Source organism: Streptomyces sp. NPDC047108, assembly GCF_040643575.1.
In the GTDB taxonomy this organism is placed as follows: domain Bacteria; phylum Actinomycetota; class Actinomycetes; order Streptomycetales; family Streptomycetaceae; genus Streptomyces.
This window is the reverse complement of sequence record NZ_JBEYUP010000012.1, coordinates 53,047-69,754: the sequence shown is the minus strand read 5'-3', so window position 1 is coordinate 69,754 and position 16,708 is coordinate 53,047. Positions and strand designations below refer to the sequence as shown.

At 73.5% G+C, this 16,708-nt stretch carries 12 protein-coding genes; 7 read left to right on the top strand and 5 right to left on the bottom strand.

Annotation, left to right across the window (positions count from 1 at the left end):
• Window positions 1–56: 56 nt before the first annotated feature.
• From ABZ822_RS22440 to ABZ822_RS22420, 5 genes are all read right to left on the bottom strand, one after another.
• The gene (locus ABZ822_RS22440) at window positions 57–1,055 is read right to left on the bottom strand and encodes a lysylphosphatidylglycerol synthase transmembrane domain-containing protein (protein ID WP_360856901.1); all 999 of its coding nucleotides are present in this window, start codon (window positions 1,053–1,055) and stop codon (window positions 57–59) included.
• Window positions 1,055–1,921: a class I SAM-dependent methyltransferase gene (locus ABZ822_RS22435; RefSeq protein ID WP_360856898.1), complete on the bottom strand. Its 867-nt coding sequence runs from the start codon at window positions 1,919–1,921 to the stop codon at window positions 1,055–1,057. Before ABZ822_RS22435 ends, ABZ822_RS22440 begins: the two co-directional genes overlap by 1 nt.
• Window positions 1,918–3,039: a glycosyltransferase family 4 protein gene (locus tag ABZ822_RS22430; protein WP_360856895.1), complete on the bottom strand. Its 1,122-nt coding sequence runs from the start codon at window positions 3,037–3,039 to the stop codon at window positions 1,918–1,920. Before ABZ822_RS22430 ends, ABZ822_RS22435 begins: the two co-directional genes overlap by 4 nt.
• On the bottom strand, window positions 3,036–3,434 hold the full coding sequence (locus ABZ822_RS22425) for a 6-carboxytetrahydropterin synthase (RefSeq protein ID WP_360856892.1): 399 nt from the start codon (window positions 3,432–3,434) through the stop codon (window positions 3,036–3,038). The genes ABZ822_RS22430 and ABZ822_RS22425 overlap by 4 nt, the downstream gene beginning before the upstream one ends.
• Before the next feature lie 134 nt (window positions 3,435–3,568).
• Window positions 3,569–4,561 carry a zinc-binding alcohol dehydrogenase gene (locus ABZ822_RS22420; protein ID WP_360857207.1) on the bottom strand — a complete coding sequence of 331 codons (993 nt, stop codon included), beginning with the start codon at window positions 4,559–4,561 and terminating at the stop codon, window positions 3,569–3,571.
• A gap of 123 nt (window positions 4,562–4,684) precedes the next feature.
• Between ABZ822_RS22420 and ABZ822_RS22415 the strand changes: the two genes are divergently transcribed.
• The 7 genes from ABZ822_RS22415 to ABZ822_RS22385 all read left to right on the top strand — a co-directional run bounded on the left by ABZ822_RS22415 (window position 4,685) and on the right by ABZ822_RS22385 (window position 16,685).
• Window positions 4,685–5,473 (top strand): CDP-alcohol phosphatidyltransferase family protein, encoded by a 789-nt coding sequence (locus ABZ822_RS22415; RefSeq protein WP_360856890.1) that lies wholly within the window; start codon window positions 4,685–4,687, stop codon window positions 5,471–5,473.
• A 395-nt stretch (window positions 5,474–5,868) separates the two neighbouring features.
• Window positions 5,869–6,459, top strand: a complete 591-nt coding sequence (locus ABZ822_RS22410; protein WP_360856886.1) for a carbonic anhydrase — start codon at window positions 5,869–5,871, stop codon at window positions 6,457–6,459.
• A 72-nt stretch (window positions 6,460–6,531) separates the two neighbouring features.
• The gene (locus ABZ822_RS22405) at window positions 6,532–8,025 is read left to right on the top strand and encodes a SulP family inorganic anion transporter (protein ID WP_360856883.1); all 1,494 of its coding nucleotides are present in this window, start codon (window positions 6,532–6,534) and stop codon (window positions 8,023–8,025) included.
• A 763-nt stretch (window positions 8,026–8,788) separates the two neighbouring features.
• Window positions 8,789–10,606: a BTAD domain-containing putative transcriptional regulator gene (locus ABZ822_RS22400; protein WP_360856880.1), complete on the top strand. Its 1,818-nt coding sequence runs from the start codon at window positions 8,789–8,791 to the stop codon at window positions 10,604–10,606.
• A gap of 4 nt (window positions 10,607–10,610) precedes the next feature.
• Entirely contained in the window at window positions 10,611–12,935 is a 2,325-nt protein-coding gene (locus tag ABZ822_RS22395) for a TOMM precursor leader peptide-binding protein (protein ID WP_360856877.1), read from the top strand.
• Entirely contained in the window at window positions 12,925–15,021 is a 2,097-nt protein-coding gene (locus ABZ822_RS22390) for a TOMM precursor leader peptide-binding protein (RefSeq protein ID WP_360856874.1), read from the top strand. Before ABZ822_RS22395 ends, ABZ822_RS22390 begins: the two co-directional genes overlap by 11 nt.
• A gap of 14 nt (window positions 15,022–15,035) precedes the next feature.
• Window positions 15,036–16,685, top strand: a complete 1,650-nt coding sequence (locus ABZ822_RS22385; protein ID WP_360856870.1) for a SagB family peptide dehydrogenase — start codon at window positions 15,036–15,038, stop codon at window positions 16,683–16,685.
• The last annotated feature ends 23 nt before the right edge of the window (window positions 16,686–16,708 follow it).

Genomic DNA, 16,708 nt, shown 5'->3' with positions numbered 1-16,708 from the left:
TCGGCAACGGCATCCCGGGCCTCCGCTTCGACGGCACCCCGGTGATGCGCGACGCCCTACGCCCCGCGATGCGCCGCTCCGCTCTCGGCGAGGACACGCTCTTCGAACTCGAACTCCGGCCGCTGGGGACGGAGTCCGGCGAGCCACCGGCCGGCGAGCACGCCCGCGCCGGGCAGGCTCGCGACGAAGGTGAGCACGCCGTACACCACGGCGACCGTCAGCCCCTGGGTCGCGCCTAGGCCGGCGGCACCGAAGGCCCACGCGGTGGCGCCCTCCCGCGGACCCCAGCCGCCGACGTTCAGCGGCAGGGCCATGGCGAGCAGCGCCACCACCATCAGGGGCAGCAACTCGGCGGCGGGCGCCGGGGATCCGGCGACCCGCGCGGCGAGCAGGAACGTGGCCAGGTGCCCGGCGAGCACGGCCGCCGACGAGAGCGCCACCCCGGGCAGGCTCTCGCGGGCGAACAGCCCCTGACGGGCCTCCGCCAGTGCGGAGGCGACGGCACTGCGGACGCGGGAGGCGCCGGGCACCAGCCGGAGCCCCACGGCGGCCGCGATCACGATCGCGGCCGCCACCGCGAACACCAGGACCGCACCGGGGGCCACCAGGGACCTCATGGCGTGCAGGGCGGGCGACGGCGAGGCGAACAGCACCGTGACGCCGACGCCGATGAGCACCACCTGGCCCGCGGTCCGCTCCAGCACCACCGCCCGTACGCCGCGCCCGACGTCACCGGCGTCCTGACCGTGGCGTACGGCGCGGTGCACGTCGCCGAGGATGCCGCCGGGCAGGGCCGCGTTCAGGAACAGCGAGCGGTAGTAGTCGGCCACGGCCTGACCGAGCGGGAGCTTCATCCCCAGGCCGCGGGCCACCAGGCACCAGCGCCAGGCGCTGAACACGGTGGTGATCAGGCCGAGTGCGAGCGCTGCCAGGAGCGCCGCCGCGTCGATCCGGCGCAGTCCGTCCACGAACGCGTCGCTGCCCAGCCGCCACAGCAGTACGACGAGGATCCCCACGCCGACGAGGTTCCGGATCTTCGGCCAGGCGGCACGCATCACACCGACCCCCCGGGCCTCGGGCGGGGCAGGGCGAGGAGATCGCTGTGGTGCACCACCACGCGCAGCCCGCCCGCCTCGCACGCCGCCAGGCGGCGCTGCAGATACGCGACGGCGGAGGCGTCGAGGTCCGGCCGCTCCGCGCAGGCCGCACCGACCCAGCCGCGCAGCCACTCCGCGGTCAGCGCGGACTCGTCGGCGCCGAGGTGCCAGGGGCTGCCGTGCACGCGGACGTCCATGCCCTGCCGGGTGAACACCTCCGAGGCCACGGCGACGGCATCGGGGCCGAGCAGGCGGCGGGTGGCGTCGCTGCGCCGCTGATGGGCGTTGAACGCCTCGGCGATCTCGGCGTCGAGCGGATCCTCCGGGGTCAGTTCGACGCGTCCGACCACGGAGAGTGCGAGCAGCGCCGGGCATCCGGCGCCGGCGCAGGCCGCGACGAGCACGTCCACCTCGTCGGGGGTGAGCACGTCCAGCAGGGCCGAGGCCGTCACCAGTGCGGTGCCGGACAGGTCCTCCGCGGTCAGCCGCCCGATGTCGCCGTGTTTGGTGGTCACCGTGACGCGGCTGCCGTCGGCGGACGCGACGGGCATTCGCGCGACCGCGTGCTCCAGCAGCCCGGGGTCGCGGTCGTGCAGCACCCAGCGCTGCGGCCCGGGAAGCCGGGGCGCGAGCCAGCGCCCCATCGAGCCGGTGCCGCAGCCCAGATCGCGGATCACCAGCCCCGCGCCCGGCTCCCACCGCGCCAGCGCCGACAGATGACGGCGCAGGGGGACGAGCAGGTCGTCCGCGCGGGCCGCGGCGTCGGCGCTCTCGCGCAGTTCCAGCCACTCGGGCGCGTACGGCGGTACCTCGGTGCTGTTCATGCCGACCTCCGGGTTGCTTGCGGAAGCCGCTCCAGCACGGCGGCGAGATTGCGCGACGTCATGTCCCACCTTTCCAACGTGGCCCGCCGACGGCGTGCGGAGACCTTCAACTGCGCGCGCAGATCGGGTTCGTCGAACCAGCGCCGCAGCGCGGTGCCGAGCGCCGGCAGATCGCCCGGCGGTACGAGGAGCCCCGGCACGTTGCCGTCCGGCGCCCGCCCCACCGCCTCCGGGAGTCCGTCCACAGCCGTGGCCAGGACGGGAATGCCGCGGGCGAGCGCTTCCGTCACGACCATGCCGTAGGTCTCGGCGTACGAGGTGAGCACGAGGAGGTCGGCCGCGGCGTAGCTCGCCTCCAGGTCCTCGCCGGTCTGCGGGCCGACGAGGCGCACCCGGTCTCCGAGCCCGAACTCCGCGATCAGGGCCCGCAGTCGTACGACGTACGCGGGGTCGTGGCCGAGTCCGCCGACGCAAGAGCAGGACCACGGCAGGTCGGCGACCGTCGCCAGCGCACTGACGAGCCGGTGCTGTCCCTTGCGCGGGGTGACCGACGCGACGCACAGCAGCCGCGAGGCACCGTCGCTGCCGGGGGCCTGGGGTGCGGGGTCGGCGCCCGGCACGGCGACATGGACGCGGTCGGAGGCGAGTCCGTGGTGCGCGACGAGCCGGCGGGCCGCCCAGGTGCTGGTCGCCACGACGGCCGACACGGCGCGCAGGGTGCGGCGCTCGCGGGCGTCGAGGTCGGCGGCGGTGGCGGGGGCCAGGCCCGTCTCGTCGCCGAGCGGGAGGTGCAGGAGCACCACGAGGTGCAGACGGGCGGCCTCGGGGACGACGATGTCGGGCACGGCGCAGGCCACGAGCCCGTCCAGGAGGACGACGCTGCCGTCCGCGAGGCCGCCGAGGAGCCGGGCCAGTTTCGCCCGGCCCGCCGCTCCGGGCTCGGGCCAGGCGCCGGGCACCGGGTGCTCGTAGACGCGCCAGCCGGCGCGGGGCAGTTCCTGGCACACGCGGCGGTCGTAGGTGTTGCCGCCGCTGGGCGCGGCCGGGTCGTCGACGTCACCGGGCAGGACGAAGTGCACCGTGGGCACGGTCGTCGGGGTGGCGTCGGCGGGCTTCACAGCGAGCGCTCGTAACCGGCCCAGGCGATGTGGGACTCGTGGAGGGTGACGCCGATGCTGTCGAGTCCGCGGGCGCCCTCGCCGAGCGCGCCGGCGTGGATGCGGTCGGCGAGCCGGTCGGCGACGACCTTGGCGAGGAACTCCGTGGAGGTGTTGATGCCCGCGAAGTCCGGTTCGTCGTCCAGATTGCGGTAGTTGAGGGCGGCGGTGATGCCGTTCAGCTCCTGGGAGGCGAGCCCGATGTCGACGACGATGTTGTCCGCGTCCAGTTCGGTCCGTCGGAACGTGGCATCCACGAGGAAGGTCGCGCCGTGCAGGCGCTGCGCGGGCCCGAAGACCTCGCCGCGGAAGCTGTGGGCGACCATGATGTGGTCGCGGACGGTGACGCTGAACAACGGATGACCCTCCAGGTTGTGCGGAGAACGCCCCAGGCCGGGGCGTACGGGTGCGGGCCGGGCGCGTGTCCCGGTCCGGGCTCGCTTCTCGTGCCCATGGGTACGGGCCGGAGCGGGGATCTGCTCAGCTCTGCTCAGCCGGATTCGGGACCGGTTCCGTACCGGACGCGGTGGCAGAGCGCGGGTAGATCGCCGGAGGCCAGGCGGGGCATGACCTGCGGCAGCTCCTCGAAGGCGCACTCGCCGGTGATCAGCGCGTCGAAGGCGGGATCGGCGAGGAGGCCGAGGGAGAGGGCGAGCCGGTCGGCGTAGGTGCGCCGGGACGCGCGGGCCGGGGAGACGGTGCCGACCTGGCTGCTGCGCACGACGAGGCGGCGCGAGTGGAAGGCCTCGCCCAGCGGGAGACTGACCCGCCGGTCGCCGTACCAGCTCAGTTCGAGGACGGTGCCCTCCGGGTCGAGGAGTTCCAGGGCGCGCGTGAGGCCGGCCTCGGTCGCGCTGGCGTGGACGACGAGGTCACATCCGTCCGCCGCCTCTTCCGGGAGCGCGAAGTCCACGCCCAGCGCCTCGGCAAGGGAGGCGCGGGCAGGGTTGGCGTCGACCAGTTGCACCCGGGTGGCGGGGAAGCGGGCCAGGAGCGCGGCGACGCTCGCGCCGACCATGCCGGCCCCGATCACGGCGACCCGGTCGCCGATCATGGGCGCGGCGTCCCACAGGGCGTTCACCGCGGTCTCCACCGTCCCGGCCAGTACGGCGCGCTCGGCGGGGACGTCATCCGGCACCGGGGTCACGGCGCTCGCCGGGACGACGTACCGGGTCTGGTGCGGGTACAGACAGAAGACCGTACGGCCGAGGAGTGCCGGCGGCCCTTCCTCGACCACCCCGACGCTGAGGTAGCCGTACTTGACGGGGGCGGGGAAGTCGCCGTCCTGGAACGGCGCCCGCATGGTCCCGTACTGGTTCTCGGGCACCCCGCCGCGGAAGACCAGTGTCTCCGTCCCGCGGCTCACCCCCGAGCAGAGCGCCCGGACGACGACGTCGTCCGGGCCGGGGGCGGGGAGGGAGGCCGTCCGGATCTCCCCCTCCCCGGGAGAGCGGAGCCAGAAGGCGCGGGCGGTGCGATTCATCGTGCGATTCATCGGCAGCCTCCTTGAACGCTGGAGCGACGGCTCCCGTTGTTAGTAGTCACGAAGTCCGCAGGAACGGTACGCGGCACTGATCGACTTGTCACACAGCCGCAAGGAGGCGCAATGGCCGTATACGGCGGGTACGAGACCCGGCCGTTCCGGCAGGAAACGACCGCGGGAATGGGCGCTCAGATGCTGCTCCTCGCGCTGCTCTGGCTGGCGGTCGGCCTGGGTCCGGTGGGCTGGCTGACCGGGTTCGTCTTCGCGGTCACCACCTGGGCGGTGCTCACGCTCGCCCTGCGTCGTTCGGGAACCCGGACCTTCGGTCCGGCCAACCAGGTCACGCTGGCCCGCGCGACCCTCGCGGGAGGTGTGGCGGCGCTCGTCGCCGACTCCCTCGGAGGCCGGCCGCCGGTCACGGTCCTGGTGGCGCTCGCCACGGTGGCCCTCATCCTCGACGCGGTCGACGGTCAGGTGGCCCGGCGCACCGGAACGTCGTCCCGGCTCGGGGCGCGCTTCGACATGGAGGTCGACGCGTTCCTGATCCTGGTGCTGAGCCTGTACGTGTCGTTCTCGCTGGGCCCGTGGGTGCTGGCGATCGGCATGATGCGGTACGCGTTCGTGGCGGCGGCCTGGGTGCTGCCCTGGATGAACCGGGCCCTGCCGCCGAGCCGGGCGCGCAAGACGGTGGCGGCGCTGCAGGGCATCGTCCTGGTCGTGGCGGGCAGCGAACTCCTGCCGTACGCGGCCACGTTCGGGATCGTGGCGCTCGCGCTGGCCTGGCTCGTCTGGTCGTTCGGACGCGACGTCCTGTGGCTGTGGCGGTCGCGCGAGGTGCCGGTCGTCGCGCTGACCGTGGTGGAGGGCGAGAGGAAGCGGGGGACGGTCACGGTGGGCCGCAGAGCGGCCTGATGACGGTTCGTCATCCGTAACTGCCCATGTTCTGAGCGGGAGTTCGGAGCCCGCACGGCGCACGGCATCCGAACCCGCACCCTGAAGTCGTTCCGGCGAAGAGGCATCCCCGGTTGTTCCGGGGGTGCCTCTTCGTGTGCCTACCGGGGTGCACGGCGCCTCCGCCCCTGGTACGAGCGCCTTGCCCGGCCTGGGTACGACGGCCTTCCCGGCCTGTACGACCGCGTTTCCCACCCGCCGCGGCCCTGCCCCGTCTCACCCTGTGAACAGCTTCAGGTGAGCTTCAGGTGCGCTTTGGCACGGTGATCGACATCAGCCGGACGGAGCACTCCGACAGCCAACGGAGCACTCCTCCGGCCCGGTTGCCACTGTCACCGACACAAGGGGAGACCGACGTGCAAGCACTGATCGAGAACGCCAGGGCATTCGCAAGCCGCGGCGAGGAGTTGAGCCATCTGGAGGCCGGGCAGTCCCCGGGAACGCTCTTCCTGAGCTGCTCCGACTCCCGGGTCGTCCCGGCGCTCATCACCGGTGCCCGCCCGGGCGAGTTGTTCGAGCTGCGCACCGCGGGCGGTGTCGTCCCCCGCTATTCCGCGGGACGCCCGTCGGGCGAGGCGGCCACCATCGAGTACGCGGTCGAGGTGCTCGGCGTCTCCGACGTCGTGATCTGCGGGCACTCGGGCTGCGGCGCGGTCACCGCGCTGGTGACCGGTGCGGATCTGGGTGGCGTACCGGCGGTGCGGGGCTGGCTGGAGCGTGAGGCGACCGTGACCGCCGCGGCGAAGGTCCCCGGGTCCGGCGAGCCCGACATCCCCCGTGCGGTGCAGGAGCACATCCTCATCCAGCTCGAGACGCTACGCGCCTACCCCTGTGTGTCCGCCCGCGTCGCCGACGGCCGGCTGCGCCTGCACGCCTGGTTCTACGAGGTCCACACCGGCCGTGTCACCACCCACGACGCCGGCAGCGAGGAATTCCTGCCCCTGTGAGCCGTGGTGCCCCGCGCCAAGCCCGACCCGTCACCGCGCGATGACGCGGATGACAGAACCGAGAGGTCCTTGATGCTTCCCCCCTCCTTCGGACGCGATCTCAGCGCGTCGGTCGTCGTGTTCCTCGTCGCCCTGCCCCTCTGCGTGGGTGTGGCCGTCGCTTCCGGTGTCCCGGCCGAGACCGGGCTGATCACCGGGATCGTCGGCGGCATCGTCGTCGGCATGCTGCCCGGCAGCAGCATGCAGGTCAGTGGTCCCGCCGCCGGTCTGACCGTGCTGGTCGCCGAGGCGGTCCGCGAGTTCGGCCTCGGCGCGCTCGGCGTCATCGTCCTGGCCGCCGGGCTCATCCAGCTGCTCCTCGGATTCCTGGGACTGGGCCGCTGGTTCCGCGCCGTCTCGGTCTCCGTGGTCGAGGGCATGCTCGCCGGCGTCGGCCTGGTGATCATCGCCGGGCAGCTCTACGCCATGGCGGACCAGTCGTCGCCCTCCAGCGGGCTCGGCAAGATCACGGGTCTGCCCGGTCTGGTCTCGGACGTCGCCGGTTCGCCCCACGCCCTGTCCGCCCTCGGCGTCGGCGCCGGAACCGTCCTGGTGATGCTCCTCTGGCAGCGGATGCCGCAGCGGGTCCGTCTGGTCCCCGGCGCCCTGATCGCCGTGGTGCTGTCCGCCTCCGTCACCTGGCTGTTCGACCTTCCGCTGAAGAAGGTCGAGGTGCGGGGCCTGCTCGAGTCCGTCGACCTTCCCGGCGGCGGCGACTTCGGGGCGCTCGCCCAGGTCGGTGTCCTCGGAACCGTCGTCGCCTTCACCCTCATCGCCTCGGCCGAGAGCCTGTTCAGCGCCGCCGCCGTGGACCGTCTGCACAACGGGCCGCGTACGGACTTCAACAAGGAGCTGATGGCCCAGGGCGCGGGTAACACCGTGTGCGGTCTGCTCGGCGCCCTGCCGATGACCGCCGTCATCGTCCGCAGCGCGACCAATGTGAACGCGGGCGCGCGGACGAAGGTCTCCCGCGTCCTGCACGGTGTCTGGCTGCTGCTCTTCGCCGTCCTCTTCCCCGCGGTCCTCGGCATCATCCCGCTCGCCGCGTTCGCCGGTGTGCTCGTCCACGCGGGCTGGAAGCTGCTGCCCACGGACCGCATCGTGCCGATGTGGCGTGAGCACCGGATGGAGGCCGTGATCATGGTGGTCACGGCGCTCGCCATCGTGACGGTCAACATGTTCGAGGGCGTCCTCATCGGACTGGGCCTCTCCATCCTCAAGCTGGCCTGGGAGACCTCCCACGTCCGGGTCCGGACCACCGACACCGGCAGCGGCACGATCCGCGTCGCCCTCTCCGGCAACGCCACCTTCCTGCGCCTGCCCGTCATCCTCGACTCCCTGGAGGCGCTGCCCGCCGACCGCCCCGTCGAGCTGGACCTGTCCGGTCTGCGCCACCGCGACCTGGCGTCCACCACGGCGCTGAACACCTGGGCGGAGCGGCACAACGACGTCGGGTCCCGGGTGCGGATCACGGAGAAGGCCGAGGCCGAGGAGGAGACGAAGGAGCCCGTGGGCGCCTCGCTCTGACGCGAACGGGGGCGCGCCCGGGCCGAGCCGCCCGGGCCGCCACTCCGTGATCGGACTCCGCTCACGGATCCGGGCGGCGGCCCCCGTCGCACCGCACCGAGCCCGCCGGTCCCCGCACCTCGTACCGCACGAGGCGCCGGGGCCGGCGGGCTCACGTGTGTGCTCCGGCGGGGCCGCGGCAGCCGTCGCCGGGTGCCCGGACTTACGGCCGCGGGTGCCCGCATCCAGGGAGGCGGGCGAAGGCGGGCGCCACGCTCCGTGATCACTTCGCGCGCCGCCGCCGCTTCCTCCGGGGCCGTTCCACCCGCTCTCCAGCGGTCCCGGACCGTCTCCCGTGCCCCTGCTGATACGGCGGCGAGGGCTGTCAGCATGCTGCCCCCGCCCGTGCAACAAGCTGTCAGATTTCTGTCTGTTATGCCTTGGCCCTCGCTGGCATGGTCATGCGTGCCCGCTAGTTGACCAGCTAGGCGAGGGGGAAGAAGTGACCGGAGTTTCCAGCAGACCAGACATTTCGGCGCCGGCGACGCCCATTCCGGTACTCGGGGCGTCCGCCTTGCGCACATCAGCCGGTGCTGCGGCGGCGACCTCACCAGAGGGTCCCCCGTCGTCGTCGCGGCACCTCTCCCGGATCGCCGCGCATCCGGTTCCGCGGCAGCGTCCCGACACGGTCCGTGATCTCCGGGGCGGGGCGACCGCCCGTCCCCCGGGTCCGGACCGGCCGGCGGAGTTCCGCGCCTGTACGGCCGGCCGGCAGTAGGCGGCGATGCGGTTCCAGTTGCTCGGCCCGCTCAGCATCACCGACGGGCCGGAATCCGTCGTGCTCGCTCCGTCCAAACCGACCATCCTGCTCGCCTCCCTGCTGCTCCACGCCAACTCCGTGGTCTCGGCCGAGTATCTGCTGCGGACGGTCTGGGGAGAGGTCCAGCCCGCCACGGCAAAGGCCGCTCTGCAGACCTGTGTGCTGCGGCTGCGGCGGCTGTTCACCAAGCACGGGGTGACCGAGACGCCCATCGAGGCCGTGCCCGGCGGCTACCGGATCATCGCCGCCGAGCAGAACCTCGATCTGATCGGATTCCGCGAAGGGGTGCGCCGCGCGGCGCAGTTGACCCATGACCCCGAAGCGGAGCTCGGCGTCCTGAGGGACGCCCTCGCGCTCTGGCAGGGGTCGCTGCTGGCGAACGTACGGTCCGACGTCCTCCACCGTGACGAGGTCCCGCGGCTGACCGAGGAGCGGCTGCGGTCCGTGGAACGCGCCTGCGACCTCGAACTGGCCCTGGGCCGCTGCGGCGAGGCGCTCGTCGAGCTGTGGAGCGCCACGCGGGCCCACCCCGGACACGAGCGCTTCCGGGAACAGCTCATCGAGTGCCTGTACCGGACGGGGCGTCAGACGGAGGCCCTGGCGGAGTACCGGCGGGTCAAGGAGTACCTGCTGGACGAGCTGGGGGTTGACCCCTCCCCCGCGCTGCAGCGGCTCGAGCTGGCCATTCTCCGCGGCGACGACCTCGGTCCGGCCTCCGACAAACGCCCCGCCCCGCGGATCCTCGCGCTCACGGCGGAGCGAGTGAAGGAGGAGAGGGAGGTGAAGGAGCCCGCGCCGGCGCGCACCGCGCCCAGCACCCCGGCCGTCCTGCCGTCGATGCCCACCGTGCCGTCCTTCAGCGGTCGTTCGGCAGAGATCGCGGCCATGACGGCGCGGCTCACCGGCGAGACCGGCGGTCCGGCCACCGTGCTGCTCTCCGGCGCGCCCGGCATCGGTAAGACGGCGCTGGCCTGCCATGTCGCCCACCTCGTCCGCGACCACTTCCCGGACGGCCGGTTCCTCGTACGGATGACGGGCCCCGACGGCGAGCCCCGGGACCACACCGAAGTGGCCGCGGAGTTGGAGGAGTTCAGGGCGCGGAACGGTGGCGGTGACCGGGTGCTGCTGGTCCTCGACGACGTGCTGACGGCCGATCAGGTCCGGCCGCTCCTGCCGTCCGCTCCGGGCGCGGCGGCCGTCGTCACCAGCCGCCGCGGCCTGGCGGGACTGGTCGCGACGCACGGCGGATCGGTGCACCGGCTCGGCACCTTCGAGGAGACGGAGTCGCACGCGCTGCTGGTGTCCGTCCTGGGCTCGGACCGGGTGGACGCCGAACCGGACGCGGCCCGCCGGCTCACCGAGACCTGCGCCCACTACCCCCTGGCTCTACGGATTCTGACGGCCCGTCTGCTGACTCGCCCGGGGCTCGGCCTGGCCGACAGCGTGCGCTGGCTGGCCGACAACCCGATGGCCCGTCTCTGCCTGACCGACGACCCCGGGATGTCCGTCCGGCAGGTGCTCGGCGAGGCGCTGGACCGCCTGGGCCCGGGCCTGGCCGACGTCTTTCTCCGGATCGGAGCCCTGACCCACGACAAGGTGCGGGCCGAGGACTCCGCGGAGGCCCTCGGCCTCCCGGTGGCCGACGCCGAGGAGGCACTGGAGCGGCTGGGCGACGCCGGACTGCTCGAAGAGGGGCCGCCCGGTCCGTACCGGATGCATGAGCTGCTCCGCGTCTATGCGCGTAGGGCCCCCGAACACACCCAGACCACACAGAAAGTGTGACCCCATGGCTGCAGAAGCGTTCGAAGCGCTGGCCGGGACCCGGCCGCGTGTGAGCCGGGACGTGCTCTTCACCGAGACCCCCGGAGGAGTGCTCTTCCACAACGCCGACGGCGGATTCCATCTGACGGGGCGTACGGCGTACCGCTTCGCCTCCCTCCTCGTCCCGCATCTGAACGGCCATCACACCCTGGCCGCGATCTGCGACGGGCTCGGCCCGGCCCAGCAGGCCATGGCCGCCGAGCTGGTGAAGACGCTCTACAAGCGCGGCTACGCCCGCGACATCCCGGCCGAGGACATCGCCGCCGCGGCCCCGGCACCCGGGCCGGAGGCGGAGATCACCCGAAGATTCGCCGCGCAGATCGCCTATGTCGACCACTACGCCGACACCCCCGCCGACCGCTTCCGCCGCTTCCGCGCCACCAAGGTGGCGGTGCTGGGCAGGGACGCGGTGGCCGAGTGGTGCGCGCTGAGCCTGGTGCGCAACGGCTGCGCGCGGATCGGGGTCCAGCGCGACTTCGCCGCGGTACGCGACGAGGCGGGCCAACTCACCGCCGACGGCTGCCCGGTGGAGATCGATCGCCTCGACACGGAGACCACGGGGACCGGAGCCGGCGCCGGCGCCGCGCAGCCGGGCTGGGACGAACTCGCCGACTACGACGTCGTCGTGGTCACCGGGACCGACGCGGCCCGCCACGCCCACCGGCTCCTGTCCGGCGGCGTGCCGGAGGGCCGCACCCTGATCCCCGCCTGGTCGTTCGGCAACCGCTCCGTCATCGGCCCGCTCAGCACCTCGGGCTCCCGCGGCTGCTGGTCCTGCGCCCTGCTGCGCCTCGGTGCCAACGTCGACGCGGGGGCGGCGGCCGACATCTGGCGCGAGGTGGCCTCCGGACGGGCCGCCCCCTCCCCCGTGGACGGCGCGCTCATCGGCCCGGTCGCGGCCATGTCCGGCAACCTCCTCGGCTACGAGGTCTTCCGCCTCGCCACCGGCGCGCTCCCCTCCGAGACGGACCGTCAGATCCTCGTCCAGGACCTGGAGTCGCTGGACGTCGTCGCCGAGCCGCTGCACCCCCACCCCGAGTGCGCCCTCTGCCCGCCCGCGGCCGATGTCTCCGAGGAGGCGGGCCAGGTACTGGCGACCGGGCTCTCGCTGCCCCGGACTCCGACCGTGGAGACGGCACGCGACGCCGAAGGGCTCGTCGACGACCTCAACCGCACCAGTGACGCGCTGGTCCGCCCGCTCGCCGGTGTCTTCACCCGCTACGACGACGAGGAACTGACGCAGACCCCGCTGAAGATCAGCCGCGTCGAGATCGCGCTCGGCCACGGCCGGCGCCGCACGATCGCCGCGTTCGACGTGCACCATCTGGCCGGCGCCCGGATGCGCGCCCTGTACGCGGCGGCCGAGGCGTACGTGGAGCACGTGGTGCCGCTGACCGCCCTGGCCTCGCCGCCCTCCGCGCAGGAGGAGCGGACCGCCTCCCGGCCCGCGGTGCTGGGCCCGGCGGCCCTGACCACCGGCGGCGGTACGGGAGCCTCGGAGAACGAGGTGACGGCATGGACGACGGCCTCCTCACTGCTCACCAAGGAGGACGTCCTCGTCCCTGCGGCCGCGGTGCGGACCTACGGGCAGCACAACCGCGGCCGCCTGCACCTGGCGACCCGCGCGGGTGCCGGCGCGGGCGCGACTCCCCAGGAGGCGGCCGGCCGCGGTCTGCTCTCCGCCCTGTCGCACGACGCCCTGCTCCACGCGGTCCGCGGCACCGCCCGCGTCAGCCCGGTCACGGAGGACGGCCTCGGAGAGGCGGGTAGCCACGCGGAGTTGGTGTTCCTGCTGAAGTCCGCGCGCAATCTGGGCGTCGAGGTCGAGCTGCTCGACCTGGGCGAGAGCGAGCGTTCCGGCGCGTACGCCGTCCTCGCCCGCGAGACCTCCAGCGAGAGCGGCGGTGCGGGCCCGGCTCGCTGGACCGTCGGCTGCGACCTGTCCCGGGCGGCCGCGGCGTCCGCGGCGCTGCGGGATCTGCTGGGCGCGGTACAGCTCGCCGCCGAGACGGCGGACCCGGACGCGGCCACGGACGCTCCGGGGACGGCCGTCGACACCGGTGACCCGCTCGTCGTCGACCTCGACGCGGGGACCGTCGCCGTGACGGACGGACCCGTGGCCGCCGATGCCGCGGCCGTGTCGTGGGAGGCGGTGCTGGACCGGTTGCGTGCGGCCGGACGGGACGTCCTGGTCGTGCCCACGACGCCCGGCGACCTTCCGGCCGGGGGCATCCGGACGGCCCGCGTCCTCCTGACCGTTCGCGCCGCGGGCGGTGCCGATGCGCACTGAGTCCGTGCACCGGGACACCGGGCACTCGACGCCGGGCGGCGCGCCCGCCGAGCGCAGACGCGCGGCGGGAGCACCGGGCCGCGGGGAGGGGGCGCCCGGGGTGCCCGAGCCCCTCGCCCGCTCCTGTGAGGAGCTGGCGGACCTGCTGCGTGGGGACCTCGCCGCCCACGGCAGCACCTCAGCCGTCAGCATGGGTCTGCTGGGCGTCTCGAACGCCTTCGCCGAGGACCCGGCCTCAACTCCTCTGACCGTCCCGGGAGTTCCGGCGGCGGCCGGTAGCGACTCCCCCGCCGTCGGCTCTCCCGCCATCCCCGTGCACCTCTACGGACGGCACGCCGTCGCCGGGCCCTTCCCGCCCGCCGGGCAGGCCGGCACGGACCAGCGCCCGTGCGCCCGCTGCCTGACCCGCCGCTGGCAGTCCGTACGGTCGATCGCGCTGCGCGAGGCGCTCGAACTCGGCTCCGGCACGCGGGCGGCCGGTCCTTCGCCCTACGTCACGCCCTTCGCCGCCACCGCCCTCGCCGGTCTCGTGGCGGCCCGGGGCGAGGGCGCGGGTCCCGACTCCGGCGCCTTCCCCGCCGTCCATCTCGTCGACCTCCAGACCCTGGAGGTCCGGCGCTACCCGCTCGTTCCCGACCCCGAGTGCCCGCGCTGCGGCCGGTCCGAGGAGGACACCGCCGAGGCGGCGGCCCTCACCCTCCGGCCCGCGCCGAAGCACAAGCCGGGCACGTTCCGCGTACGGGACCTGCGCACCTACGACCTGCCGGTCGAGCCGTACGCCAACCCGGTCTGCGGTGCGCTCGGCCCGTCCGTGGTGCACGACGTCTCCTCGACGTCGACGTCCGCCACCATCGGCTGTTTCTCCATGCGTTCGGGCGAGTATCTGCGCGAGACGTTCTGGGGCGGGCATGCCGACACCTTCGCGGACAGCGTGCGCATCGGCGTGCTGGAGGGCCTTGAGCGGTACGCGGGCATGCGCTCCCGCGCGAAGACCGCGACCGTGCGGGACTCCCTCGACGGGCTGCTGGCCGCCGGCGAGCACGCCCTCGACCCGCGCGTGTGCGGGCTGTACTCCGAGGAGTTCCACCGCGCCCACCCCTACGTCACGCCGTTCACGTCCGACCGGGAGATCCCCTGGGTCTGGGGCTTCTCGCTCCGCGACCGCCGCCCGGTCCTCGTCCCCGAAGTGCTGACGTACTATCACGCGCCCGGCGTCGAGAACCGTTTCGTGCAGGAGAGCTCCAACGGCTGTGCGTCCGGCGGCTGTCTGGAGGAGGCCATCTACTGCGGCCTGATGGAGATCGTCGAGCGGGACGCGTTCCTCCTCGCCTGGTACGGGCAGGCCGCGCTCCCGGAGATCGACCCGCGCACCAGCACCCGCGCCTCCACCCGCCACATGGTCGACCGGCTGGAGATGTACGGCTACGAGGCCCGCTTCTTCGACACCCGGATCACCTTCCCCGTCCCCGTCGTCACCGGTGTGGCCGTCCGCCACGACGGCGGTCTCGGACGGATGTGCTTCGGCGCGGGCGCCGGGCTCGACCCGGAGGCCGCGGTCGCCGGCGCGCTCTGCGAGATCGCCACCGACGCGGTCAACCTCCAGGGCAGGACCGAACGGGACGAGCCGCGACTGCGCGCCATGGCCACCGACTTCGCACGCGTCGAAGCGCTGCACGACCACCCGCTGGCGTACGGCATCCCGGAGATGGGGGACCACGCCCACTTCCTCATCGGCGAACCGGGCGCCCCGCGCCCGCCGAAGCAACCGATGGCCGAGCTGTACGGCGACGGCTCGGTGCCGGCGCCCTCGACGGACGTCCGCGACGACCTCGACGTGTGCGTGCGCTCCGTGACGGCCGCCGGGTTCGACGTGATCGTCGTCGACCAGACCATGCCCGAACAGCGGGACCTGGGACTCACGACGGTCTCCGTCATCGTCCCCGGCCTGCTGCCGATCGACTTCGGATGGCAGCGGCAGCGGGCGCTGCGGATGCCACGGCTGCGCACGGCCCTGCGGGAGGCCGGGCTGCGCGACCGCGACCTCACTCCCGAGGACCTGAACCCGGCCCCGCACCCCTTCCCCTGACCGAGGAGCACACCATGGGGTACGCCCATGACTACGCCGCCGCGATCATGCGGCGCAACCGGGTCGGCATGGAGCCCATCGGCTTCGTCCCCAACTGGCCCGACGGACCGCGCAAGACGAAGTACTTCCCGGGCGTGGACAGCCTGCCGCTGCCGGGCGGGGACTACCCGGCCGACGCCACGCTGGAGCGCGGTCTCGATCTGGCCGACGGCGAACCGCCGGGCGGCGAGCGACCGTTCGACCTCGGGTCGCTCTCCGGCATGCTGCTCGACTCGTACGGGCTGACCGGGCGCCGGCTCGGCGTGCAGGCCAACAGCGATCTGAGCGCGCTGCCGTTCTACCCGCTCGCCAACTGGTCGCGCGGCACCGCGTCCGGCGGCGGGCTGTACCCGCTCAGCATCTACTGGGTGTCCGGGCCGAGCGGTCCCCTCCCGCCCGGGGTGCACTACTACGCGACGCGCCACCACGCCATGCAGCGGCTGCTCACGGGCGATGTGTCCGGGGAGGTGCGGGCGGCCCTCGGGGAGGGTGCGCCGGGGTCCGGCTCCACCGACCAGTTCCTCGTCGTGGGCGTGAAGCACTGGCAGAACGCCTTCAAGTACAACAGCTTCTCCTTCCACGTCGTGACCATGGACCTCGGTGCGGCCCTGCAGACGTGGCGGATGTGGGCGCGGGCACGCGGGCTGTCCGTCGAACCCGCGCTGTGGTTCGACGAGGAGCGCCTCGCGCGGCTCCTCGGGGTGCGCACCGAGGAGGAGGGCATCTTCGCGGTCATCCCGCTGACCTGGGACGGCGCCGGGACTAGGGCAGAAGCCGGGACAGGAACCGGGACCGGTTCGGACACCGAGCTGCCCGCTTCGCCCGAGGTCGCCACGGGCGCCTCCGTACGCCACCGCGACGTCGAACGGTCGCGCACGGTCCTCACCTTCGAGGCGATCCTCAAGATGCAGGCGGCCACCGCCGAGCACGCCACGGCCCGCCCCGCGCCCGGTGCTCTCGCGCCGGCCGCGGCCCCGCCCGCCGGTGACGGCGAGCGGCTTCCGCTCCCGGCCGCCGAGCCGCCGGCCACCGATGTGCGCACCGCGCTGCGGCAGCGCCGCAGCAGCTTCGGCCGCTTCGACGCCCAGCGCCCCGTGACCGCCGTCCAGCTCGCCACCTGCCTGGCCGCCGCGCACGCCGGTGCCCGGCTCGGCGGCGACACCGCTCACGCGCAGGACCCGCCGCTGGCCAAGCTGTACGCGGTCGTGAGCCATGTCGAGGGGATCGCGCCGGGCGCGTACGCCTACGACCCGGCCACGCACGAACTGGAGTCGGTCAAGGACGGCCATCTGGGGCTGTTCCTGCAGAAGAACTACTTCCTGGCCAACTACAACCTGGAACAGGCCGGGGCCGTGCTGGTCTCGACGGTCCGCACGGATGCGGTGCTCGACGCCGTCGGCGACCGCGGCTATCGCCTGGTCAACGCCACGATCGGCGCCGTCGCCCAGACGCTCTACACCGCGACCTCCGCCATGGAGCTGGGCTGCGGTGTGGCCCTGGGCTTCGACAACATCTCGTACATCGAAGAGTTCGGCATCGAGGACACCGGCGAGGCTCCGCTGCTGATCATGATGATCGGCAACGAGCGGCCGGACCCGGCCGACTTCCGGCACGAGATCGCCTGAGCGGATGCGTACCGGAAGGAAGG

Coding starts and splice junctions, on each gene's coding strand:
- ABZ822_RS22440 (WP_360856901.1), bottom strand. CDS start 1,055: ATGCGTGCCGCCTGGCCGAAGATCCGGAACCTCGTCGGCGTGGGGATC.
- ABZ822_RS22435 (WP_360856898.1), bottom strand. CDS start 1,921: ATGAACAGCACCGAGGTACCGCCGTACGCGCCCGAGTGGCTGGAACTG.
- ABZ822_RS22420 (WP_360857207.1), bottom strand. CDS start 4,561: ATGAATCGCACCGCCCGCGCCTTCTGGCTCCGCTCTCCCGGGGAGGGG.
- ABZ822_RS22415 (WP_360856890.1), top strand. CDS start 4,685: ATGGCCGTATACGGCGGGTACGAGACCCGGCCGTTCCGGCAGGAAACG.
- ABZ822_RS22405 (WP_360856883.1), top strand. CDS start 6,532: ATGCTTCCCCCCTCCTTCGGACGCGATCTCAGCGCGTCGGTCGTCGTG.
- ABZ822_RS22400 (WP_360856880.1), top strand. CDS start 8,789: ATGCGGTTCCAGTTGCTCGGCCCGCTCAGCATCACCGACGGGCCGGAA.
- ABZ822_RS22395 (WP_360856877.1), top strand. CDS start 10,611: ATGGCTGCAGAAGCGTTCGAAGCGCTGGCCGGGACCCGGCCGCGTGTG.
- ABZ822_RS22390 (WP_360856874.1), top strand. CDS start 12,925: ATGCGCACTGAGTCCGTGCACCGGGACACCGGGCACTCGACGCCGGGC.
- ABZ822_RS22385 (WP_360856870.1), top strand. CDS start 15,036: ATGGGGTACGCCCATGACTACGCCGCCGCGATCATGCGGCGCAACCGG.